This window comes from Citrobacter sp. HN-141, from assembly GCF_033341895.1.
Lineage (GTDB): Bacteria > Pseudomonadota > Gammaproteobacteria > Enterobacterales > Enterobacteriaceae > Citrobacter.
Genome location: NZ_JAWPBF010000009.1, coordinates 84,274 through 104,670, shown reverse-complemented (window position 1 = coordinate 104,670; position 20,397 = coordinate 84,274). Strand labels below are relative to the sequence as shown.

Sequence of the window (20,397 nt, the reverse complement as noted above, 5' to 3'; positions counted from 1 at the left end):
GCCATTTTTACCGCTTGTGGATGGTAACAACTGTATGCGCCAGCAACCTCATCACCTTGAATTGTTAAGCCCGGCTCGTGATACCGCCATTGCGCGCGAAGCCATTTTGCACGGCGCGGATGCCGTATACATTGGCGGTCCCGGTTTTGGTGCGCGTCACAACGCCAGTAACAGCCTGAAAGACATTGCTGAACTGGTGCCATTCGCTCATCGATATGGGGCGAAAATCTTTGTGACGCTGAACACGATTTTGCATGATGATGAGCTGGAACCTGCTCAGCGGTTAATTACCGATTTGTATCAGACTGGCGTTGATGCGCTGATTGTGCAGGATATGGGGATTATGGAACTGGATATCCCGCCGATTGAACTGCATGCCAGCACCCAGTGTGATATTCGCAGCGTCGAGAAGGCGAAGTTTCTTTCTGACGTCGGATTCTCGCAGATTGTACTGGCGCGTGAACTGAGTCTTGAGCAGATTCACGCGATTCATCAGGCGACGGATGCGACGATCGAGTTTTTCATCCACGGCGCGTTATGCGTTGCTTATTCAGGCCAGTGCTATATCTCTCATGCGCAAACCGGGCGCAGCGCTAACCGCGGCGACTGTTCACAAGCCTGCCGACTACCGTATACCCTGAAAGACGATCAGGGCCGGGTGGTGTCGTATGAAAAACACCTGCTGTCGATGAAAGATAACGATCAGACCGCCAACCTCGGTGCATTGATTGATGCCGGAGTACGTTCCTTCAAAATTGAAGGGCGCTACAAAGACATGAGCTATGTGAAGAACATCACTGCACATTATCGGCAGAGGCTGGATGCCATCATCGAAGAACGTGGCGATCTGGCACGTTCATCTGCAGGTCGCACTAAGCATTTCTTCACTCCATCTACAGAGAAAACTTTCCACCGCGGCAGCACTGACTATTTTGTCAATGCCCGTAAGGGCGACATCGGCGCATTCGACTCGCCTAAATTCATTGGCTTGCCGGTGGGTGAAGTCCTGAAGGTGGCGAAGGATTATCTTGATGTCGAGGTGACGGAACCCCTGGCAAACGGGGATGGCCTGAACGTATTGATTAAGCGTGATGTGGTTGGATTCCGTGCCAATACGGTAGAAAAAACGGGGAATAATCGTTATCGGGTATGGCCGAATGAAATGCCAACGGACCTGCACAAAGTTCGGCCGCACCATCCGCTCAATCGCAATCTCGATCATAACTGGCAGCAAGCGTTAACCAAGACATCCAGCGAACGCCGTGTCGCGGTTGATATTGAATTGGGCGGCTGGCAGGAACAGTTGATCCTGACGTTGACCAGTGAAGACGGCGTGAGTATCACCCATACGCTGGACGGCCAGTTTGAAGAAGCGAACAACGCCGAAAAAGCGTTGAGTAACTTGCAGGATGGCCTGGCAAAACTTGGACAGACGCTGTACTACGCCCGCGATATTCAGGTGAATCTGCCGGGGGCGCTGTTTGTGCCGAATGGTCAACTCAACCAACTACGCCGCGAAGCCATCGACATGCTGGATACCGCACGGCTGGAAAACTACCAGCGGGGCAGTCGTAAACCCGTTGCCCAACCGGCGCCGGTCTATCCGCAGACGCATTTGAGTTTTCTGTCCAACGTCTATAACCATAAAGCGCGTGAGTTTTACCACCGTTATGGCGTCCAGTTGATTGATGCTGCATATGAAGCGCATGAAGAAAAGGGCGATGTACCGGTGATGATCACCAAGCACTGCCTGCGTTTTGCATTCAATCTGTGTCCAAAACAGGCAAAAGGGAATATCAAAAGCTGGAAAGCCACTCCGATGCAATTGGTGAATGGTGATGAAGTGCTGACGCTGAAATTTGATTGCCGACCGTGCGAAATGCACGTTATCGGCAAGATGAAACACCACATTCTGAAAATGCCGTTGCCGGGCAGCGTAGTGGCTTCTGTCAGCCCTGATGAGCTGATGAAAACACTGCCGAAGCGGAAAGGCTAACTCAGATGTGTATCTGGCTTGCGTGATTTTTGCCAGTGATGGTGTTCGCGTAGATCGGCGGCGGATTCTTCCGCCGTCACCCTCAGCTCATCGCTGTCTGCCGTGTGGCGTAACAAATGATCGGCATCCTGTACCTGAAGATATTCATGTCCCTGATGAGTAGCGAAAAGCTGGCCGGAGAAAAGCGCGCTGGCCAGCAATAACACCGTTAACCCTTTCTTAAACATCATGCACCCTCTGGCACGTTAGCTGTGGACGTGGCGATAATTTCGCCGGGTGACTATTCAATAATTTAATCGCCGTAAAGGCAATCGCCTGTTGCATAAAATCGAGAGCTATTGCGCGTTTGTTTAATAAGTGAGGGCGGTGAGTTCGCCGGGAAGTGCAGGCGCCGCCCGGCGTTTATTCATGTTTATCAGGACTTAAAGCCTGCCGCAGTCATCAACAGGCGAAAGAACATACCGACGGCGGCCAGAGCCAAGACGCTTCCCCCCCACAGGATCACCAGCCACATCAGACGTTTCCAGATTGATTGTTCCATCAATGATACCCCTCACCATGTTGAACTTTGCCGCGAAAGACGTAGTAGCTCCAGAAGGTGTACACCAGAATGATTGGGATAATCAGCAACGCTCCCACCAACATAAAGCCCTGGCTTTGCGTCGGCGCCGCGGCCTGCCAAAGGGTAATCGACGGCGGAATAATATGTGGCCAGATACTGATCCCCAGCCCGCTGAAACCAAGGAAAATTAAACCCAGCGTCAATATAAATGGCGGGGCATGGCTATGCTGCTGGCCCAGAGAACGCCACAGCCACAGGCTGATGAGTGCGACCAGCAGCGGAACCGGCATCAGGAACCACAGATTTGGCAGGCTAAACCAACGATCGGCAATCGCACTGTGTGCCAGTGGTGTCCACAAACTGATAATGGAAATGACGACCAGCAGCGCCAGCAGCAGTTTTTTTGCCACATTGCGCATTTTATCCTGTAGCGGGTTTTCGCTTTTCATTACCAGCCATGTTGCGCCAAGCAGCGCGTAGGCCACGACCAGCCCCAGCCCGCAAAACAGCGTGAAAGGCGTTAGCCAGTCAAACGGTCCACCGCTGTAGCTGCGGCCAGTAACGGAAAATCCATTGAGGACCGCACCCACGACCACTCCCTGGGTAAACGTGGCAAGAATTGAACCGCCCAGAAAGGCTTTATCCCAGAACGGTCGGTGTGCAGGCGTGGCTTTGAAACGAAACTCAAAGGCAACGCCGCGAAAAATCAGGCCAATCAGCATCAGGGTCAACGGGATCGTCAGCGCATCGACAATCACCGCATAGGCCAGAGGAAATGCGCCAAACAATCCTGCGCCGCCCAGTACCAGCCAGGTTTCATTCCCATCCCATACCGGTGCGACGCTGTTGACCATCACGTCGCGGTCATCAGCATCCTGAATGGCGGGGAATAAGATGCCGATCCCGAGATCAAAGCCGTCCATCACGATATACATCAGCGTGGCGAACACGATAATAACGAACCAGATAACTGATAAATCAATACCCATTAGCGATGAGCCTCAGCTTGAGAATCGAGGACCGCAGCGGAAAGCGGCCGTGCAGGTGTGCCGGTTGGCGGAAGGGTCGGATCATCTTCCTGTGGCCCTTTACGGATCAGGCGAATCATGTAGCTATAGCCGACACCGAAGACCGAACTGTAAACCACAAAGAAGGCCAGCAGGCTGATGCTCATATGCAAATCACCATGGGCGGAAACCGCATCCGCTGTGCGCTGCAAACCGTACACCACCCACGGCTGACGACCAACTTCGGTGGTGACCCAACCGGCCAGAATAGCGATCAGACCAGACGGCCCCATCCACAGCGCGAAACGCAGGAAGGGACGTGAGGTATACAGGCGTTGCTTGTAACGTAACCACAAGGCGAATGTGCCCAACAGGATCATCAGCATGCCAAGCCCCGCCATGATGCGGAACGACCAAAACACCATGGTGGAATTGGGACGGTCTTCTTTAGGGAACTCTTTTAGCGCAGGGACCTGTTTATCCAGACTGTGGGTCAGGATTAGGCTTCCCAGCGCCGGAATTTCCAGTCCATAGCGGGTACGCTCTTGCTCCATATCTGGCCAACCAAACAGTAGCAACGGAGTGGGTTCGCCGGGTGGGTTTTCCCAGTGCCCCTCGATGGCGGCAATTTTGGCAGGCTGATGCTCAAGCGTATTCAACCCGTGCATATCGCCAATCAACGCCTGCAACGGGGCGACGATTAACGTCATCCACAGCGCCATAGAAAACATGGCGCGAATAGCCGGGGTGTTATTCCCGCGTAATAAATGCCATGCCCCTGACGCTGCGACAAACAGCGCACTGCTCAGGAAGGCGGCGACCGACATATGCAGCAGGCGATAAGGGAATGATGGGTTGAAAATAACGGCAAACCAGTCCACAGGAACGACCTGCCCATTGACGATTTCATAGCCCTGTGGCGTCTGCATCCAGCTGTTGGAGGCCAGTATCCAGAAGGTAGAAATAATTGTCCCCAGCGCAACCATGCACGTTGCGAAAAAGTGCAGGCCCGGCCCCACACGGTTCCAGCCAAACAGCATTACGCCGAGGAAGCCTGCTTCGAGGAAGAAGGCGGTTAACACTTCATAGGTTAGCAGTGGCCCGGTGATGCTCCCGGCAAACTCGGAAAAACCGCTCCAGTTAGTGCCGAACTGATAAGCCATCACCAGCCCGGACACTACGCCCATACCAAAGTTTACGGCGAAGATTTTCGACCAGAAATGATACAGCGAGCGCCAGGTCGGATTTTTGGTTTTCAGCCAGAGACCTTCCAGTACCGCCAGATAGCTGGCAAGACCGATGGTAATGGCCGGAAAAATGATGTGAAAGGACACCGTAAACGCGAACTGGATCCTCGCCAGGTGAAACGCGTCAAGACCGAACATGCTTAACTCCGCAGGCAAAATTGATTTGGCGCAATTCTAAGCCTCTGGCGAAATGTGGGGCAGAAACAGAACAGTTCTTTTTAACCATAACAGTTGTGCTGCTGTTATAGGTCGCACGATCTGATATGCAATCTGGTCGCCGCATTTGAATTTTTCTTCGACGATACGTGGCCTGCGGTGGTTGACGGTGCTGATGACTCTGTGAACACCACCTGTCTATTCGCCTTAAAGCACACCCCGAAAATTGATGCTGTACAGATAGCTGCCCGGGCCTTAGGCAAAGAGCTTTCGCTAACGATGTTGTAAAAATGTTAACTATAACAGTTCTTAAAATATCGTTATTTATGTAGACTGATATATACAGAGGTTGTCACCGATACCGAATATCAGGACGAAAAATGAAGAAGTACCAGCGACTGGCGGAGCAAATTCGCGATCAAATCGCGTCTGGCGTATGGCAACTAGGCGATCGGTTGCCCTCTTTGCGTGAGCAGGTGGCAAGCAGCGGGATGAGTTTTATGACCGTGGGGCATGCCTACCAACTGCTGGAGAGTCAGGGGCGGATCATCGCCCGGCCGCAGTCGGGCTATTATGTTGCCGCGCGCCCCGAACGCGAAGCCGCCGTGCCGCAGGTACAGGTCATGCGCGATGAAGCCGTGGATATCAACACCTACATCTTTGACATGCTGCAGGCCAGTCGTGATGCTTCCGTGATGCCGTTTGCATCCGCTTTCCCCGATCCGCGCTTATTTCCGCTTCAGCAGCTTAATCGTTCGTTGGCTCAGGTGAGTAAAACGGCTACCGCCATGAGTGTTATCGAGAACCTGCCGCCTGGAAATGATGAACTGCGTCATGCTATTGCTCGTCGATATGCGCAACAGGGAATGACCCTTTCGCCGGATGAAATTGTGATCACCACCGGCGCACTTGAAGCGCTTAACCTGAGCCTGCAGGCGGTCACTGAGCCGGGGGACTGGGTGATTGTCGAAAACCCGTGTTTTTACGGCGCATTGCAGGCTCTGGAGCGATTGCGCCTGAAGGCGTTGTCCGTTGCCACCGACGTGAAGGAAGGAATCGACCTTGTCGCACTGGAGCAGACGCTACAGGAGTACCCGGTCAAAGCCTGCTGGCTGATGACCAACAGCCAAAATCCGCTGGGTTTTACGCTCAGCGCACAGAAAAAAGCCCATCTGGTCGCATTACTGGAAAAATACAATGTGATGCTGATTGAGGATGATGTTTACAGCGAACTCTATTTTGGCCGGGAGAAACCGCTGCCGGCTAAAGCCTGGGATCGAGGGGACAGGGTGTTGCACTGTTCATCGTTCTCGAAATGTCTGGTCCCCGGCTTTCGCATCGGTTGGGTTGCAGCCGGGAAACATGCCCGTCGTATTCAGCGACTGCAGTTGATGAGCACCTTATCCACCAGTTCCCCCATGCAGCTTGCGCTGGTGGACTACCTGTCGACCCGGCGATATGACGCGCATTTGCGACGGCTGCGTCGTCAGCTGGCGGAACGCAAACAGCAGGCCTGGCAAACGTTGCTGCGTCATCTTCCGGCAGAGGTCAAAATACACCATAACGACAGCGGTTATTTTCTGTGGCTCGAACTGCCAGAACCGCTGGATGCGGGAGAGATCAGCACCCAGGCACTGGCACACCACATCAGCATTGCCCCAGGTAAGATGTTTTCAACCTCAGGGACATGGTCACGTTTCTTTCGTTTTAATACCGCATGGCACTGGGGTGAACGCGAAGAACAGGCGGTTAAGCAGCTTGGAAAATTAATTCGCGAGATGATGAAATAAAACGGAATGTGCTATTCAATATAAAAGAATAGCGCATTCTTATTTTAGAAATAGTGAATGTTAAACCCTGATGTTATTTATATCAGGTGCCACCATACGAAATATCAATAGTTCTTCCAGGTGCCACCCTGGCACCTAACTCCTTGTCTATACTCCAGAAGATTAAATCACCTTGCTATAACCCGTGGCGTAATGAGCGTTAGCTCACAACCTGATTAAATTTCCTTGCGCCAGCAGGAACGCTTTCAACACCCCGACTATTTTTAGGAAAGGACATATATTTACGGCAAGGCTGCCGCTCAATATTTTTTCGACAGGAGTAAGACGTTATGAGCAAGCAATTTGCCCTCAGTAGCTTGTGTGCACTCAGTATGACGCTGATGACAGCCCAGGCAGCCGAACCCCCAACATCATTAGATAAACCGGAAGGGCGGCTGGATATTATTGCCTGGCCGGGTTATATCGAACGCGGACAAACCGATAAACAATATGACTGGGTTTCGCAGTTTGAGAAGGAAACCGGTTGTGCCGTCAATGTTAAAACAGCGGCCACATCAGATGAAATGGTCAGCCTGATGGCGAAAGGCGGCTATGACCTGGTGACGGCGTCTGGCGATGCTTCACTGCGCCTGATTATGGGCAAACGTGTCCAGCCTATAAATCCTGCGCTTATTCCAAACTGGAAAACTATCGATCCGCGAGTAGTCAAAGGGGAATGGTTTAACGTCGGGGGAAAAGTTTACGGTACTCCGTATCAATGGGGTCCCAACTTGCTGATGTATAACACCAAAATTTTCCCAACGCCGCCAGATAGCTGGAACGTGGTGTTCGTCGAGCAAAAACTTGAGGACGGAAAAAGCAACAAAGGGCGAGTCCAGGCGTACGATGGCCCGATCTATATCGCCGATGCGGCGCTGTTCGTCAAAGCCACTCAACCGCAGTTGGGTATCACCGATCCCTATCAGCTCACCGAGAAACAGTATCAGGCGGTCATCAAAGTCCTGAGCGATCAGCACGCACTGATCCATCGCTACTGGCATGACACCACTGTACAAATGAGTGACTTCAAAAACGAAGGTGTGGTGGCATCAAGCGCCTGGCCTTATCAGGCTAACGCCCTGAAAGCAGAAGGCCAGCCAATCGCCACGGTTTTCCCGAAAGAGGGCGTCACCGGTTGGGCTGACACCACCATGCTGCATAGCGAAGCGAAACATCCTGTTTGTGCTTACAAATGGATGAACTGGTCCTTAACCCCGAAAGTTCAGGGCGATGTCGCTGCCTGGTTTGGATCTCTGCCGGTAGTTCCTGAAGGTTGTAAAGCCAGCCCGTTGCTGGGTGAAAAAGGCTGTGAAACCAACGGTTATAGCTATTTCGACAAAATTGCTTTCTGGAAAACGCCAATCGCAGAAGGTGGAAAATTCGTTCCTTACAGTCGCTGGACGCAGGATTACATCGCCATTATGGGCGGTCGTTAATTCCGCTGGGGGTTTTATGACGTACGCAGTGGAGTTTCATAATGTCTCGCGTCTGTACGGGGATGTTCGTGCAGTTGATGGGGTAAGTATTGCAATTAATGATGGCGAGTTTTTCTCTATGCTGGGGCCATCCGGCTCCGGCAAAACGACCTGCTTGCGCATGATTGCAGGGTTTGAGCAGCTTTCGGGCGGTTCAATTAAAATTTTTGGTAAGCAAGCCAGTGAATTACCGCCCTGGGAACGGGACGTCAACACGGTATTTCAGGATTACGCACTCTTCCCGCATATGTCGATTCTCGATAACGTGGCTTATGGGCTGATGGTGAAAGGCATTGATAAAAAGCAGCGTCATGCCAGGGCGCGAGAAGCGTTAGACAAGGTTGCACTCGGCTTTGTCCATGAACGCAAGCCATCACAACTCTCGGGTGGACAGCGTCAGCGTGTAGCGATTGCCCGTGCGTTGGTCAATGAGCCTCGCGTTTTACTGTTGGATGAACCACTCGGTGCGTTGGATCTCAAGCTACGTGAACAGATGCAGCTGGAGCTGAAAAAACTCCAGCAGTCTCTCGGCATCACCTTTATCTTTGTCACCCACGATCAGGGTGAGGCGCTGTCGATGTCCGATCGTGTGGCGGTATTTAACAATGGTCGTATCGAGCAGGTGGATTCACCCCGCGAACTCTACATGCGTCCGCGCACGCCGTTTGTGGCGAGTTTTGTGGGGACGTCAAACGTCTTTGACGAAGCGATGTCGGCAAACGTCTGTGGGTTACAGGGGATGTTCTCGCTGCGCCCGGAACACATTCGCTTAAATGATATGGCGGGCGAGGTTCAGGCTCGGGGTGTCATTCAGGCGGTGCAGTACCAGGGGGCGGCGACGCATTTTGAGCTGAAACTTGCTGGCGGTGAAAAGTTGCTGGTGAGCCAGGCGAACCTGACGGGAGAAATGCTGCCGTCGACGCTGTCGCCGGGTCAGCAGGTGATGGCATCGTGGTCACGCGATGTCATGGTTCCGCTGATAGAGGAGAGGTGAATGGCTATGAACGTCATACATTCGCCCGCACAGCCGACAAAGCTGAACCGTATCTCGGGGTTCTTCTGGCGTAATCCAGGGCTTGGGCTGTTTTTGCTGCTGCTCGGGCCGTTGATGTGGTTTGGTATCGTCTACTTTGGATCGTTGCTGACGCTGTTGTGGCAAGGTTTTTACACCTTCGACGATTTCACCATGTCGGTGACGCCAGACCTGACGCTGGCGAATCTGCAGGCGCTGTTTAATCCGGCCAATTACGACATCATTGTACGAACGTTGACAATGGCAGTGGCGGTGACGATTGCCAGCGCCATTCTGGCGTTCCCGATGGCATGGTATATGGCGCGCTATACCAGTGGCAAAATGAAAGCCTTTTTTTACATTGCCGTCATGCTGCCAATGTGGGCGAGCTATATCGTCAAAGCCTATGCGTGGACGCTGCTGTTAGCGAAAGACGGCGTGGCGCAGTGGTTTTTAACCCATCTCGGGCTGGAGCCACTGTTGACCGCTTTCCTCACTTTGCCAGCTGTCGGCGGTAATACGCTGTCAACATCGGGATTAGGGCGCTTTTTGGTTTTTGTCTACATCTGGCTTCCCTTTATGATCCTGCCGGTTCAGGCTGCTCTGGAACGGCTTCCTCCCTCGCTTTTGCAGGCATCGGCTGATTTGGGCGCGCGCCCTCGTCAAACCTTCCGCTATGTGGTTTTCCCACTGGCAATACCCGGCATAGCCGCTGGTTCTATCTTTACGTTCTCACTGACGCTGGGTGACTTTATTGTGCCGCAGCTGGTGGGACCGCCGGGATATTTCATCGGCAACATGGTGTATTCGCAACAAGGGGCTATCGGCAATATGCCAATGGCGGCGGCATTCACTCTGGTGCCCATTGTCTTAATTGCACTGTACCTGGCGTTCGTGAAGCGTCTGGGAGCTTTCGATGCACTCTGAACGCGCGCCCTGGTTACTCAAACTGGCCGCATGGGGAGGGGTTCTCTTTCTGCACTTTCCCATCCTCATCATCGGCACCTATGCTTTTAATACAGAGGAGGCTGCTTTTAGTTTTCCGCCGCAGGGGCTGACACTGCGTTGGTTTAGCGTGGCGGCGCAGCGTAGCGATATCCTTGAATCAGTGACGTTGTCACTTAAAATCGCTGCGTTGTCGACAGCAATCGCTCTGGTACTGGGTACGCTGGCGGCGGCTGCGCTGTGGCGCAGGGATTTTTTCGGTAAAAGCGCAATATCGCTGTTGCTGCTGTTGCCGATTGCGCTGCCGGGCATTATTACCGGCCTGGCACTGCTGACGGCATTTAAGACCATCAACCTGGAGCCGGGTTTTCTCACGATCGTGGTGGGCCATGCGACGTTTTGCGTGGTGGTTGTCTTTAACAACGTCGTGGCGCGTTTTCGCCGCACCTCATGGAGTCTGGTTGAAGCGTCTATGGATCTTGGCGCCAACGGCTGGCAAACCTTTCGTTATGTCGTGCTGCCCAATCTGGCATCAGCACTGCTGGCGGGGGGGATGCTGGCGTTTGCCTTGTCGTTTGATGAAATCATCGTGACAACGTTCACCGCCGGACATGAAAGAACACTTCCTCTGTGGCTGCTCAATCAACTGGGCCGTCCACGAGATGTGCCTGTTACCAACGTTGTGGCATTGCTGGTAATGCTGGTAACAACACTGCCAATTTTAGGGGCCTGGTGGCTAACGCGTGAAGGCGACACCGTCGCCGGAAACGGTAAATAAACGACGATATGGGAAATTGCTATGCAACATCAATTACTGATTAACGGTGAGCTGGTCAGCGGTGAAGGTGAAAAGCAACCAGTTTATAACCCTGCCACTGGTGAACTTATTCTGGAGATTGCTGAGGCGTCAGCCATGCAGGTTGATGCCGCAGTGCGTGCGGCAGACAACGCGTTTGCCGCCTGGGGCCAAACCACGCCGAAAGTGCGTTCGGAGCTGTTGTTAAAGCTGGCGGATACCATTGCCGATAACGCACAGACCTTCGCGGAGCTGGAATCGCTCAACTGCGGTAAACCGCTACATTGTGTGCTTAATGATGAAATTCCGGCCATCGTGGATGTTTTCCGTTTCTTCGCGGGGGCTGCGCGCACCCTGCAAGGACAGGCCGCCGGAGAGTATCTGGAAGGGCATACTTCCATGATTCGCCGCGATCCGCTGGGTGTGGTGGCTTCCATCGCGCCCTGGAACTATCCGCTAATGATGGCGGCATGGAAGCTGGCTCCTGCGCTGGCCGCCGGCAACTGTGTGGTGATTAAACCTTCAGAAATTACCCCGCTGACGGCGCTTAAACTGGCGGAATATGCGAAAGATATTTACCCGGCAGGCGTGATTAACGTCCTGTTTGGCCGGGGTAAAACGGTGGGCGATCCGCTGACCGGCCATGAAAAAGTGCGTATGGTTTCGCTGACCGGCTCCATTGCAACCGGCGAACACATTATTCAGCATACTGCGCCTTCGATTAAACGCACGCATATGGAACTGGGCGGAAAAGCCCCGGTGATTATTTTTGATGATGCCGACCTTGATGCGGTGGTCAGTGGTGTGCGGACTTTTGGGTATTACAACGCCGGACAGGATTGCACTGCGGCGTGTCGAATCTACGCACAAAAAGGCATCTATGATGCGTTGGTCGAAAAACTCGGCGCCGCCGTTGCCAGCCTGAAAATTGGCGCACCGAATGATGAAACGACAGAACTGGGACCGTTAAGCTCACAGGCGCATCTTGACAGGGTGGCTAAAGCGGTCGATGACGCGAAAGCGCTCGGACACATCAAGGTCATCACCGGCGGCAAAAAAGTGGAGGGTTCAGGCTACTATTTTGCGCCAACGTTGCTGGCGGGCGCGAAACAGGAAGATGCTATCGTGCAGCGTGAAGTCTTTGGTCCGGTGGTCAGTGTTACCGTCTTTGATGATGAAGATCAGGTCCTGGCGTGGGCTAATGATTCGAAGTATGGACTGGCATCGTCAGTCTGGACGCGGGATGTTGGTCGCGCGCACCGACTGAGCGCCCGCCTGCAGTATGGCTGTACCTGGGTCAACACCCACTTCACGCTGGTGAGTGAAATGCCGCATGGGGGACAAAAACAATCAGGCTATGGCAAGGATATGTCGGTCTACGGACTGGAGGATTACACGGTGATTCGCCATGTCATGATCAAGCATGAGTAATATCATAAACCGCGAACGGTAAAAGGGGCACTGATAGCTAAATATCGGCCAACGTGTCTCTATACTATGCGCGGCACTGGCCTCGTCGCCATCGGACGGCGGTAAGTTGGAAATATCCGCGAGGTCAGGCTAACTTGTACACCATCAGGCCCCGGCACAATGTCGGGGCCTGAATATTTAGGTGAGTGTTCTAACGACGGCACAGGCTACATAGCCAGGCGATGAACGCACAGACAGTCAGAACCAGTCCCAGTTGCTGCACGATACCCGCTAACCCTAACATCATTCCCAATAACAGGTAGTAGCATAATCCGAACAGAGCCCCCGCGGCCCCGGCCTGTTCACGATAGTGATGCAGAGCCTGACTCAGCACATTGGGGATCGCGATGCCATAGGCAACAACAACCCCAACCACAGGCAGCAGAATCCAGACTGAATGCTGTAGCCACCATGCTGCGAGACCAGACAGCAGCGCTAAAGCACAGGCATGGCGCACCAGATATTCCGATGACAAACCGATCATTAACAGCTTGCGATTCAGCAGGCTGCCTGACAGTGACGCGAGGGCAAGCAAGGATCCCGTCCAGCCAAATGCCCTGGAACTCCATCCTAACTGTCCGAAAAGAAACGGGGCCAGGCTGTAATAGCTGAATAGCATGGTATTCAACAGTGCAACCAGCATGGCATTTTTCCACAGTGTACTGTCCCTTACCATGCGGGAGACCAGTCCTGTTAATTGTGGTCTGCGCGTCGTCTCCGGTCGTGTTTCCGGCAATAAGGCTGCGGTTAGCATTAGCAACAGTATCGCCAGCAATACCAGCACAGTAAAAACGCCCGTATGACCGTATAGACTGACTAACCAACCTCCGCTCACCAGACCAAAAACCGGGCTGATTGCCAGTGCTGCGCCCATAATGGAAAAAATGCGCGACAGTGTTGTTGATTCATAACTGTCCCTCAACATCGTCTGCACCACCACAGACCCGGCGGCCGCGCCAATGGCTGATACCATACGGGCCAACAGCAAGATGCTGAAATCAATGGCAATAACCGCCATTACGGAACCCGTCCCGTAACAGAGGAGTCCAGCCATCATTGCCCAGCGTCGTCCAATGCAGTCGCTAAGCCAGCCCCACAGTGCAACCCCCACGGCAAAGGCGACAAAATACACGGAAAGTGTTTGAGCAGCACGTTCACTGCTTATTTGAAAAAACGTGGCGATATTTGGCAATGCCGGGCTGTAAATGGTTTCCACCAGTTGTGGAAACATAATCAGTAATGTGAGAAGCCATAAGGGCGGTCTATGAGTCATATTCATAGCAATATCCAGAGAAACAAAAAACTTGGGGGGATTATTGCTGAATAGAAAATGTCTAATTACCATTATCAGGACTTTATATATCAAATATCGGACAGATGATGAAAATTGCGCCTGATGATGTCTTCGACCCGGATGGTTTTAAGGAAACAGTCGTCGGTATTGCCTCTGATATGGGCGTACATGATTCAGGTCGGCACAGTCATCTTCGCCATCAGTTACTCTTTTCGGCGGCGGGGTGCATCACCATTGAACTGGAAAATACCCTGTGTCTTCTTCCGCCTCGCCGTGCGGTCTGGATCCCCGCGGGTACGGTTCACCGGGCCATCATGCGAGGGGTGATGGCTTATCGGTCATTATATTTTTCAACCATTCTGCCGACGTTATCCGCCTTGCCACTACAGGTTGTCGAAGTGAACCCGCTTTTTTTTGAAGTCATAGAACGGATGGCATTCTGGCCCTGGCAGATGGCAGAAACGCAGCAGGCCAGCCTCATCACTGTTTTTTGTGAAGAAATCAGGGCTGCACGTCGTGAAAACTGGACGTTGCAGTTTCCCTCTGATGTTCGCCTGGATCGGTGGCTGGAAGGGGTTCGAATGGGGGCGTTACCACCCCGACTGAATCAGTTATCCCGCCAGGTCGGTGCTTGCGAACGCACAATCAGCCGCATTTTTATCAGAGATACAGGGATGAACTATCAGACCTGGCGGCAGCAATTCAGGTTGTTAAAAGCGATGGAGATGTTGGCGGAGGGGGACTCAGTCAGCCAGGTGGCGCAACAGCTGGAATTTGTTAGCGACAGTGCTTTCATCGTGTTTTTTCGGCAGCTAACAGGTACAACACCGACCCGTTATCACGGGGGAATAATGCCGCAGAAGGATTAGGGGTATTACATATTAAGGATAATTTACCGGGCTGTGGCGGAGTGGGAAGATCGTTTACTAATGGCAGAGAGAAGATTTTCTCTCTGCCAGCAGGCGCTGCAATTCATCAAAAAGAGTCACATCAAGCAAACCAGCCGAACCTTACGGAGATCAGGCTGAAAAGTCCTACAGCAGCAAATATATTTATCAGCACCACAGTCTTACTGGAAACATTCATTTTTGCCACCTTTCGTTTTAACCCCTTTGGGTATAGTACGGCTTATAGCTATCCGCAATAGTACGAAATCTGAACATGTTGAAAGTGGGCTGTTATTTAGGCGGTTTTCTTAAATAAATGAATAAAACTTGATGTGGGTCATAAAAGAGAGCATATTGCGCGCGATTTTCCCTTCTGGCCTGGATGCCCTAAATGTCTCTGTACCAAAAAATGTTGATTTTTTATGCGGTAATGGCCGCTATTGCGGCCATTATCACCTGGTTTCTGTCGCGTGATAAAAAACGTATTCGCTTTCTGAGCGCGGTATTAGTCGGGGCGACATGGCCGATGAGCTTTCCCGTCGCACTCCTGTTTTCTCTTTTCTGATGGCTCTGTCAATGCTGTATCAGGGGGTCAGCAGAGCGACTAATCTCAGTCTGTCGTCTTTGGTTACATCCAGAGGATGCTGGTATCCCACGTTTTCATTCGCACGGGTGTACAACGCAACCAGCCAGTCGTAAACGTGCCGGCTTGCACCGTGCTGCGGCTGCTCATCCAGTTGCGTCAGGCGCGACATCGGTTGTTGTACTGGCGCACTGAAAATAGCCGCGCCCTTGAAGACCCTGCTGGCAGGGCGCTGATCCTCTGCAACGTTGGCGTAGCCGAGCCAGGTAATAAAATCACCGATATCGGCGTGTAACTGCGCCCCGCAGACATTCTCTCGCTGCATAATCTGCTGAAGCCGTTGAGGCATCTCGAGCCGATAGCTGGTAGTGATAAGAATGTCGGCTACCTGTCGCAGCGTTCGCGGCTCAAGCCGTAATCGGCGCGCATTATTGTCATCACGACACCACTGACGCACATGGTTGATCCACATTTTGTGCGCCTGATACCCGGTCTCTTTGCTTTCGGATGAGTGCAATGGCTCCCGGACATCGGCAAACAGGTCAATCTCTTCATTAAAGAGTCCACTGACTTGTTCTTCGCGTGGTTGCTGGACGCGCAGCAACGACTCAAAGCAGCGCATCGGTGGTAGTAACCCCTCCAGGAGTTCACCATGCTTCGCTGCCTGGGCCTGAAGCTGGCGGATCACTGTCTCGCTGGCGTCTGGTGCGCTTTCGCTGTCGTTAAGCCAGCTCATCAGCGCTTCACGAACACGCTGTTGATGCTGTTCATGCAGGGACGTTAACCGTGACTGGCGTTGTTGCGCGGATGTCGCTTGCGACAGCCATTCAGCAAGGCGCAACAGGCTGTGTTTATCCAGTGCCTGCAATGTCCCCCAGCGCAACCCGGGCTTGCCCATTAGTTGCTGCACGGCCTCATCGAGGTTTTGCTGTGTGCTAAAACGAGCGTCTTGTGGCGTAATGGCCCACACAACCCCCGGTAATGCCGCATCATGCACGGGTTGGGTATCGTTGGCCCAGCTCATCAGTTTACGCGTGATGGCCGGTGTCTGCGAACGTGAAGACACCGCGTTGCAGATCAGCAGAACATCGGGTTGCAGATGCTGGCGGTAATATTCCAACATCCAGCCTAATTTGGCCCGCCACAGCGGGTTGGGGTGGGCATCCGGTGCGAGGGGAATATCGAGCAGGTCGACGTTTTCCAACACCGAGTCTTCGACAGTCAGCACCAGTTCACGCGTCAGCAGCGCCAGCGATTCCAGCGACAGACTGACCGCGTTAAGCAACTGATGGTTTGCAACAGGATGAACCACCACATCGCTTTGCGCGTCGTTCCCGGTTAATGCGACCTGAGTCAGGAAGCTTTCGGCAGGCAAGCCAAAATGATCGACCAGCAAACTCAGCGGCGCGGCTAGCTCGTGCGCCTGTCCGGTTTGTTGCAAAGTGTGCGCTAATGCCAGCCATTGCTGCGTTAGCTCTGGTTGTTCTCCCCACAACAGCGCCCAGGCGTGAGCGCGGGTGGTCAGATCCAGCGCCGGCAGCAACGTAGCAAATTGATGCCATAGCGCATCATCAATTTGCTGCTGGTTCGCAGGAACACAAGAGCGCCAGAAACGGCCAATAGCGGCTACGTCATGTGCCGTGATGCCCTGAACCGGATGACGCTGACGCAGCGTTTGCCATTTTTCTAACCGGGCTTCAATAATCGATTTTTCAACCTGGCGGCTGTCAGGCATTGCGCAAAACTGTGTGATAAACAGCTGTACCAGTTCTGCTTCACTCAGTAGGCGCAGACGCAGAGGCCACTCGCTATCAACGGGATTGTCTTCACGCGTAAAGCGGATCGCCATGTTGGTCGGCGCATGGCCCGGATTGATATGCGAAAAGTAGTCAAAGCTGCGATCCGGTGTAGCAATATTCAATTTCCCACTGGTGTTGCTGCACAGTGCGGACAACAGATGGGCCTTTGCTGGCTGTGAATGACCGTACAGACCCACACAGCCACGCGCTGAAAACGCCGTGTTCAGCGCAGACTCAGTAACCGCGGCGATGGTGAGCTGAGCGAGCAGGGAATCCGCCTCATCATCAAGCCGTGCTGCGCGCTGGCGTGTGTCATTCACCCATTCGATGGCGGCTTGTGCTGTGTTAAACATCTTACTCATTTCAGGTACACACTCCCGCTATCAATCCAGTAATGGCTGCCGCTATGGCGACGATCTGCCAGTGTATTCAGTTTTAACGTTAAGGCATTGGCGGCAACGGGCGTGCCATCCTGTAGCCAGGCATCACTGAGAACGAAAAATTCCGGTCCCGTTTCTTTGCTGCCACCGCGCAGTTGCAGCCGTACATTTAATACACCGTCACCGGCAATCGTTTTTGCCAGCTCAGCAGAATTGATGCTCAGCGTATACAGCGGGGTGGCTGGCCAGCGGCTGTTTGCTAACTGGCGAAAGCCCAGCGTCACGTTGCCGCGCAGCGGGAAGTGCAGACGGGTATCCAGTTTTGCTCCAGGTTTATCCAGATCGATGTCGTGATACCAGATATTTTCATCGCGTAACGTATTGACCGTATTATCCAGTACACCGAGGTAGCGGACCGTCGAGTACGCGCCGATATCCGCAGCTTTAAAGTTAAAGCGCGGCAGACGTAAATCCAGCGCCAGGCTACACAGCATCGCGCCAACGGCTGCGGTAGATTTGGGATTGCCGATGCGCCCTTGCTGGCTGAACGGATACCACTCATGTACGCGATAGCTGTCCATCCAGATCATGCGGTTGACCGGAACGGGTTGCAGATGGCGGATTAGCGCCTGAACCCCCGGCAAACAGGCGGGTCTGCCAGTGACTAACAAAATATCGCAACGATAGTGGGAAATCGCTTCACAAACGGCGTGCAGAGGGGATGTCAGGGTAAATTTCCCGGCCAGCAGCGCTTCTTGCAACTGTCTGAACTGCACCTGCAACGGAACGCTCAGCACATCAAAAGCCGGTGAACCTGACGGTAACGCATGATCGATAGCCTGTTGGATATAGTTCATCACATTGCGTGTTGGGCGCTGTGAAAGCAGTTCGCCAAAGGTGGCGTGCAAGCCCGCTACGGGATCGTTAATATCGCTTTGTTCCCAGGCACTGAGCACCGCATGACCCAGTGGCATAAAGAGTTGCAACGCGGTTTGTTGTCGCAAAATAGCCTGCGTATCGATTCTCCCGGAATCACCAAACAGTGTGGCCAGCAGGGCGGCGGCATCGGTCACGCCAGCCTGTTGTAAGCGGGTTTGCAGGGCGGGCAGTATGCAGCGTTGTATGACATCCAATAACATGTCATCCCCGGCGACCTTGAAGCCTTCACGAAACAGCAGATGCGGGGTGATTTTGACATTCGCCCCAACGCCGTCATCCAGTTGATAATGGACCACGGCCATATCCGTCGTGCCACCGCCAATATCGATGGAGGCGACGCGCAGTGCACGACCTTTAACTTCACCGGGTTCTGGCTGGCGGTCCGGACGGGCGAGGGCGTTAAAGAACGATTCTGTATGCCCGTCGTAGTGTGAAATCGCTTCGTTGTACAGCCAAACCAACTGCCCGCAGCTGGCTTCATCCCATTCCATCTGGATCTCAGGTACGGGAACGACGCTTTTTTCTTGCTGTTTGCGGGTGGTGAAATCTTCGTCCTGCGGGTGCCAGCCCATTGCTTTCCAGACCAGCGCAATGGCTTCAAACATACGCAGACGGAAGATCTCGCGCTCCTGTTTTGGCATGGCTGACGGCAGCGTGAGGATCAGCGTGCGCAACTGGCGTGGAGAGGCCGGGAACCCGAGACGCAGGCGTGTCGCTACGCTGTTAATTTGTCCCAGCGCCTGGGCCAGAATCTCGCACAACATATGCGTCATCAGCGTGCTGCGGCTGTATTGTGGTGAGAACACCGGCAGCCGGTCATCTTGCGGCAGGCTGAACAGCGGCTGACCGTCATCGTTCATCAAATTCATCAGCGGGAAGGCGGTAGCCAGCGGCTCGCGCTGCGTTTTGCTGTTCATCTGGCTAAAGCGCCAGTCGTGTAAAACGGGGGTTTCATCCCATAAGTACCGACGTGGGCTGGAGATCCCACTGCTGCCTTCCGTTCCCATACGCTGCATCGCCAGCTTACGGGCTTCATCCCCAACGCGGACAATCGACGGCCAGATAAAGGCATCATCGCGACCGCTCTCAACGGAGAAATGTTGCTTACCAAAGCGCGCCTCGGAAAACTCCAGTCGGCTGGTGAACAGGGGATCGTTGAGGAACTGTGGTTCGCTTAATGAACGCACCTGCAATTCAGCCGTCTGACGCAAACCGTCATTGGCATCGCCATGATCTTCAATCAACACGCCGCAGGTATGGGTATTACCAATATCCAGAATCAGATCGACAGGAATCGCGGGCGTGCTGAGCGTATGGGTCACCAGCTTCACTTCCGGGACGGAAAGTTGTTCGCCTAACAGGGTCAACACATTCAGCCAGTGCGCCTGATATTCAAAGTTGCGTAGCGCTTGTTGGATCTCCTGCTCTGAACGGTTTTCTTGCTGCGTGACGTGCTGCAAAAAGGACTCGCGTAACCAGCCATCAATCCACGTCTGGTCGAGGAAATCTGCGATCTCATTATCGTGCCAGGCCAGCGCAAATCGCGTGCCATTCAGCAGATCGTTCTCATTGGGCGTCAATGCTGCCGGGGCTTCAGTCAACTGACTGTCCAGCGCCACCGTGACACGGTGAGTATTGCCGGCACTGTCCGGTTGTGCGAGTTTTCGCACCTGCACGCGCGCCCAGTTATCCGGGCCTTCAACAAATGTGCGGGGCGGGTTAAAACGCAGGAACGGCAGCGGCAACCAGACACCGTCAAGAACGTCCAGAGAATAATGCAGCGTCTGCGTGCTTTCCGGTTTCACGACTTCGGGTTGGCCACCGGTATTGCCCGGCAGGGTATAGCGTCCCGACGCCAGATCAAAATCCAGACGCAGAAGGGGACCGTTTGCCGTTTTACGCACAAAACGACCGTGGTGCGCAGATTCCTGTGGTGTCAGCCCAAAATCCAGAAATTGCACACCGCTATTGGCGATGAGCGTTACGCTCTGTTTGTAATCACACAGATTCACCAACATAA

The 20,397-nt window shown here is 53.4% G+C and carries 17 protein-coding genes and 1 pseudogene; 10 read left to right on the top strand and 8 right to left on the bottom strand.

All coding sequences use genetic code 11. The annotated features are described in order from the left end of the window. The first annotated feature begins 34 nt into the window (after positions 1-34). A complete protein-coding gene (locus RYZ59_RS12815) occupies positions 35-1,996 on the top strand; it encodes a U32 family peptidase (protein WP_318048262.1) in 1,962 nt (653 codons plus the stop codon). Here the strand turns inward: RYZ59_RS12815 and RYZ59_RS12810 are convergent. The 4 genes from RYZ59_RS12810 to RYZ59_RS12795 all read right to left on the bottom strand — a co-directional run bounded on the left by RYZ59_RS12810 (position 1,993) and on the right by RYZ59_RS12795 (position 4,950). Beyond that, positions 1,993-2,223: a DUF2554 family protein gene (locus tag RYZ59_RS12810; protein WP_005126741.1), complete on the bottom strand. Its 231-nt coding sequence runs from the start codon at positions 2,221-2,223 to the stop codon at positions 1,993-1,995. The genes RYZ59_RS12815 and RYZ59_RS12810 overlap by 4 nt on opposite strands. A 188-nt stretch (positions 2,224-2,411) precedes the next feature. Further along, on the bottom strand, positions 2,412-2,537 hold the full coding sequence (locus RYZ59_RS12805; RefSeq protein ID WP_124021191.1) for a DUF2474 domain-containing protein: 126 nt from the start codon (positions 2,535-2,537) through the stop codon (positions 2,412-2,414). After that, positions 2,537-3,547, bottom strand: coding sequence for a cytochrome d ubiquinol oxidase subunit II (cydB, locus tag RYZ59_RS12800; RefSeq protein ID WP_137381806.1), 1,011 nt, complete (start codon positions 3,545-3,547; stop codon positions 2,537-2,539). The genes RYZ59_RS12805 and cydB overlap by 1 nt, the downstream gene beginning before the upstream one ends. Beyond that, positions 3,547-4,950 carry a cytochrome ubiquinol oxidase subunit I gene (locus RYZ59_RS12795; RefSeq protein WP_137381807.1) on the bottom strand — a complete coding sequence of 468 codons (1,404 nt, stop codon included), beginning with the start codon at positions 4,948-4,950 and terminating at the stop codon, positions 3,547-3,549. Before RYZ59_RS12795 ends, cydB begins: the two co-directional genes overlap by 1 nt. Positions 4,951-5,160: 210 nt before the next feature. Between RYZ59_RS12795 and RYZ59_RS12790 the strand changes: the two are divergent. The 7 genes and pseudogenes from RYZ59_RS12790 to patD form a co-directional block, all read left to right on the top strand. After that, positions 5,161-5,256, top strand: a pseudogene (locus tag RYZ59_RS12790) (type II toxin-antitoxin system HicB family antitoxin); the annotation flags it as partial. Positions 5,257-5,348: 92 nt separating this feature from the next. Beyond that, complete coding sequence (locus tag RYZ59_RS12785; protein WP_318048255.1) at positions 5,349-6,758, top strand: PLP-dependent aminotransferase family protein; 1,410 nt, start codon at positions 5,349-5,351, stop codon at positions 6,756-6,758. Between the two features lie 329 nt (positions 6,759-7,087). Then, on the top strand, positions 7,088-8,233 hold the full coding sequence (ydcS, locus tag RYZ59_RS12780; protein ID WP_137381809.1) for a putative ABC transporter substrate-binding protein YdcS: 1,146 nt from the start codon (positions 7,088-7,090) through the stop codon (positions 8,231-8,233). 16 nt (positions 8,234-8,249) lie between these two features. Beyond that, complete coding sequence (locus tag RYZ59_RS12775; RefSeq protein WP_318048252.1) at positions 8,250-9,266, top strand: ABC transporter ATP-binding protein; 1,017 nt, start codon at positions 8,250-8,252, stop codon at positions 9,264-9,266. Next, complete coding sequence (locus RYZ59_RS12770; protein ID WP_005126750.1) at positions 9,267-10,211, top strand: ABC transporter permease; 945 nt, start codon at positions 9,267-9,269, stop codon at positions 10,209-10,211. Further along, on the top strand, positions 10,201-11,007 hold the full coding sequence (locus RYZ59_RS12765; RefSeq protein WP_005126751.1) for an ABC transporter permease: 807 nt from the start codon (positions 10,201-10,203) through the stop codon (positions 11,005-11,007). The genes RYZ59_RS12770 and RYZ59_RS12765 overlap by 11 nt, the downstream gene beginning before the upstream one ends. Before the next feature lie 21 nt (positions 11,008-11,028). After that, entirely contained in the window at positions 11,029-12,456 is a 1,428-nt protein-coding gene (gene patD / locus RYZ59_RS12760) for an aminobutyraldehyde dehydrogenase (RefSeq protein ID WP_318048246.1), read from the top strand. A 190-nt stretch (positions 12,457-12,646) separates the two neighbouring features. Here the strand turns inward: patD and RYZ59_RS12755 are convergent, their stop codons facing one another. After that, entirely contained in the window at positions 12,647-13,774 is a 1,128-nt protein-coding gene (locus tag RYZ59_RS12755; protein ID WP_318048244.1) for a multidrug effflux MFS transporter, read from the bottom strand. A gap of 101 nt (positions 13,775-13,875) precedes the next feature. On the opposite strand from RYZ59_RS12755, the gene RYZ59_RS12750 reads away from it, so the two are divergent. Next, on the top strand, positions 13,876-14,658 hold the full coding sequence (locus RYZ59_RS12750; RefSeq protein WP_318048501.1) for a helix-turn-helix transcriptional regulator: 783 nt from the start codon (positions 13,876-13,878) through the stop codon (positions 14,656-14,658). Positions 14,659-14,779: 121 nt separating this feature from the next. Here the strand turns inward: RYZ59_RS12750 and yncL are convergent, their stop codons facing one another. After that, the gene (gene yncL / locus RYZ59_RS12745; protein ID WP_071828932.1) at positions 14,780-14,875 is read right to left on the bottom strand and encodes a stress response membrane protein YncL; all 96 of its coding nucleotides are present in this window, start codon (positions 14,873-14,875) and stop codon (positions 14,780-14,782) included. 192 nt (positions 14,876-15,067) lie between these two features. Here yncL and RYZ59_RS12740 point away from each other — a divergent pair, with 192 nt between their 5' ends. Further along, positions 15,068-15,241 carry a GhoT/OrtT family toxin gene (locus tag RYZ59_RS12740; RefSeq protein ID WP_137381813.1) on the top strand — a complete coding sequence of 58 codons (174 nt, stop codon included), beginning with the start codon at positions 15,068-15,070 and terminating at the stop codon, positions 15,239-15,241. A 19-nt stretch (positions 15,242-15,260) separates the two neighbouring features. Here the strand turns inward: RYZ59_RS12740 and RYZ59_RS12735 are convergent, their stop codons facing one another. Both RYZ59_RS12735 and RYZ59_RS12730 read right to left on the bottom strand, forming a co-directional pair. Further along, positions 15,261-17,420 (bottom strand): virulence factor SrfC family protein, encoded by a 2,160-nt coding sequence (locus tag RYZ59_RS12735; protein ID WP_318048238.1) that lies wholly within the window; start codon positions 17,418-17,420, stop codon positions 15,261-15,263. Beyond that, positions 17,417-20,395 carry a virulence factor SrfB gene (locus RYZ59_RS12730; RefSeq protein WP_318048237.1) on the bottom strand — a complete coding sequence of 993 codons (2,979 nt, stop codon included), beginning with the start codon at positions 20,393-20,395 and terminating at the stop codon, positions 17,417-17,419. The genes RYZ59_RS12735 and RYZ59_RS12730 overlap by 4 nt, the downstream gene beginning before the upstream one ends. Positions 20,396-20,397 lie beyond the last annotated feature (2 nt).

What these genes read in the sequence shown, in the direction of transcription:
- RYZ59_RS12805 (WP_124021191.1), bottom strand. Translation starts at nt 2,537, where the DNA reads ATGGAACAATCAATCTGGAAACGTCTGATGTGGCTGGTGATCCTGTGG.
- RYZ59_RS12765 (WP_005126751.1), top strand. Translation starts at nt 10,201, where the DNA reads ATGCACTCTGAACGCGCGCCCTGGTTACTCAAACTGGCCGCATGGGGA.
- RYZ59_RS12755 (WP_318048244.1), bottom strand. Translation starts at nt 13,774, where the DNA reads ATGAATATGACTCATAGACCGCCCTTATGGCTTCTCACATTACTGATT.
- patD (WP_318048246.1), top strand. Translation starts at nt 11,029, where the DNA reads ATGCAACATCAATTACTGATTAACGGTGAGCTGGTCAGCGGTGAAGGT.
- RYZ59_RS12770 (WP_005126750.1), top strand. Translation starts at nt 9,267, where the DNA reads ATGGCTATGAACGTCATACATTCGCCCGCACAGCCGACAAAGCTGAAC.
- RYZ59_RS12730 (WP_318048237.1), bottom strand. Translation starts at nt 20,395, where the DNA reads ATGTTGGTGAATCTGTGTGATTACAAACAGAGCGTAACGCTCATCGCC.
- RYZ59_RS12815 (WP_318048262.1), top strand. Translation starts at nt 35, where the DNA reads ATGCGCCAGCAACCTCATCACCTTGAATTGTTAAGCCCGGCTCGTGAT.
- RYZ59_RS12810 (WP_005126741.1), bottom strand. Translation starts at nt 2,223, where the DNA reads ATGTTTAAGAAAGGGTTAACGGTGTTATTGCTGGCCAGCGCGCTTTTC.
- RYZ59_RS12735 (WP_318048238.1), bottom strand. Translation starts at nt 17,420, where the DNA reads ATGAGTAAGATGTTTAACACAGCACAAGCCGCCATCGAATGGGTGAAT.
- RYZ59_RS12795 (WP_137381807.1), bottom strand. Translation starts at nt 4,950, where the DNA reads ATGTTCGGTCTTGACGCGTTTCACCTGGCGAGGATCCAGTTCGCGTTT.
- cydB (WP_137381806.1), bottom strand. Translation starts at nt 3,547, where the DNA reads ATGGGTATTGATTTATCAGTTATCTGGTTCGTTATTATCGTGTTCGCC.
- ydcS (WP_137381809.1), top strand. Translation starts at nt 7,088, where the DNA reads ATGAGCAAGCAATTTGCCCTCAGTAGCTTGTGTGCACTCAGTATGACG.
- RYZ59_RS12785 (WP_318048255.1), top strand. Translation starts at nt 5,349, where the DNA reads ATGAAGAAGTACCAGCGACTGGCGGAGCAAATTCGCGATCAAATCGCG.
- yncL (WP_071828932.1), bottom strand. Translation starts at nt 14,875, where the DNA reads ATGAATGTTTCCAGTAAGACTGTGGTGCTGATAAATATATTTGCTGCT.
- RYZ59_RS12740 (WP_137381813.1), top strand. Translation starts at nt 15,068, where the DNA reads ATGTCTCTGTACCAAAAAATGTTGATTTTTTATGCGGTAATGGCCGCT.
- RYZ59_RS12750 (WP_318048501.1), top strand. Translation starts at nt 13,876, where the DNA reads ATGAAAATTGCGCCTGATGATGTCTTCGACCCGGATGGTTTTAAGGAA.
- RYZ59_RS12775 (WP_318048252.1), top strand. Translation starts at nt 8,250, where the DNA reads ATGACGTACGCAGTGGAGTTTCATAATGTCTCGCGTCTGTACGGGGAT.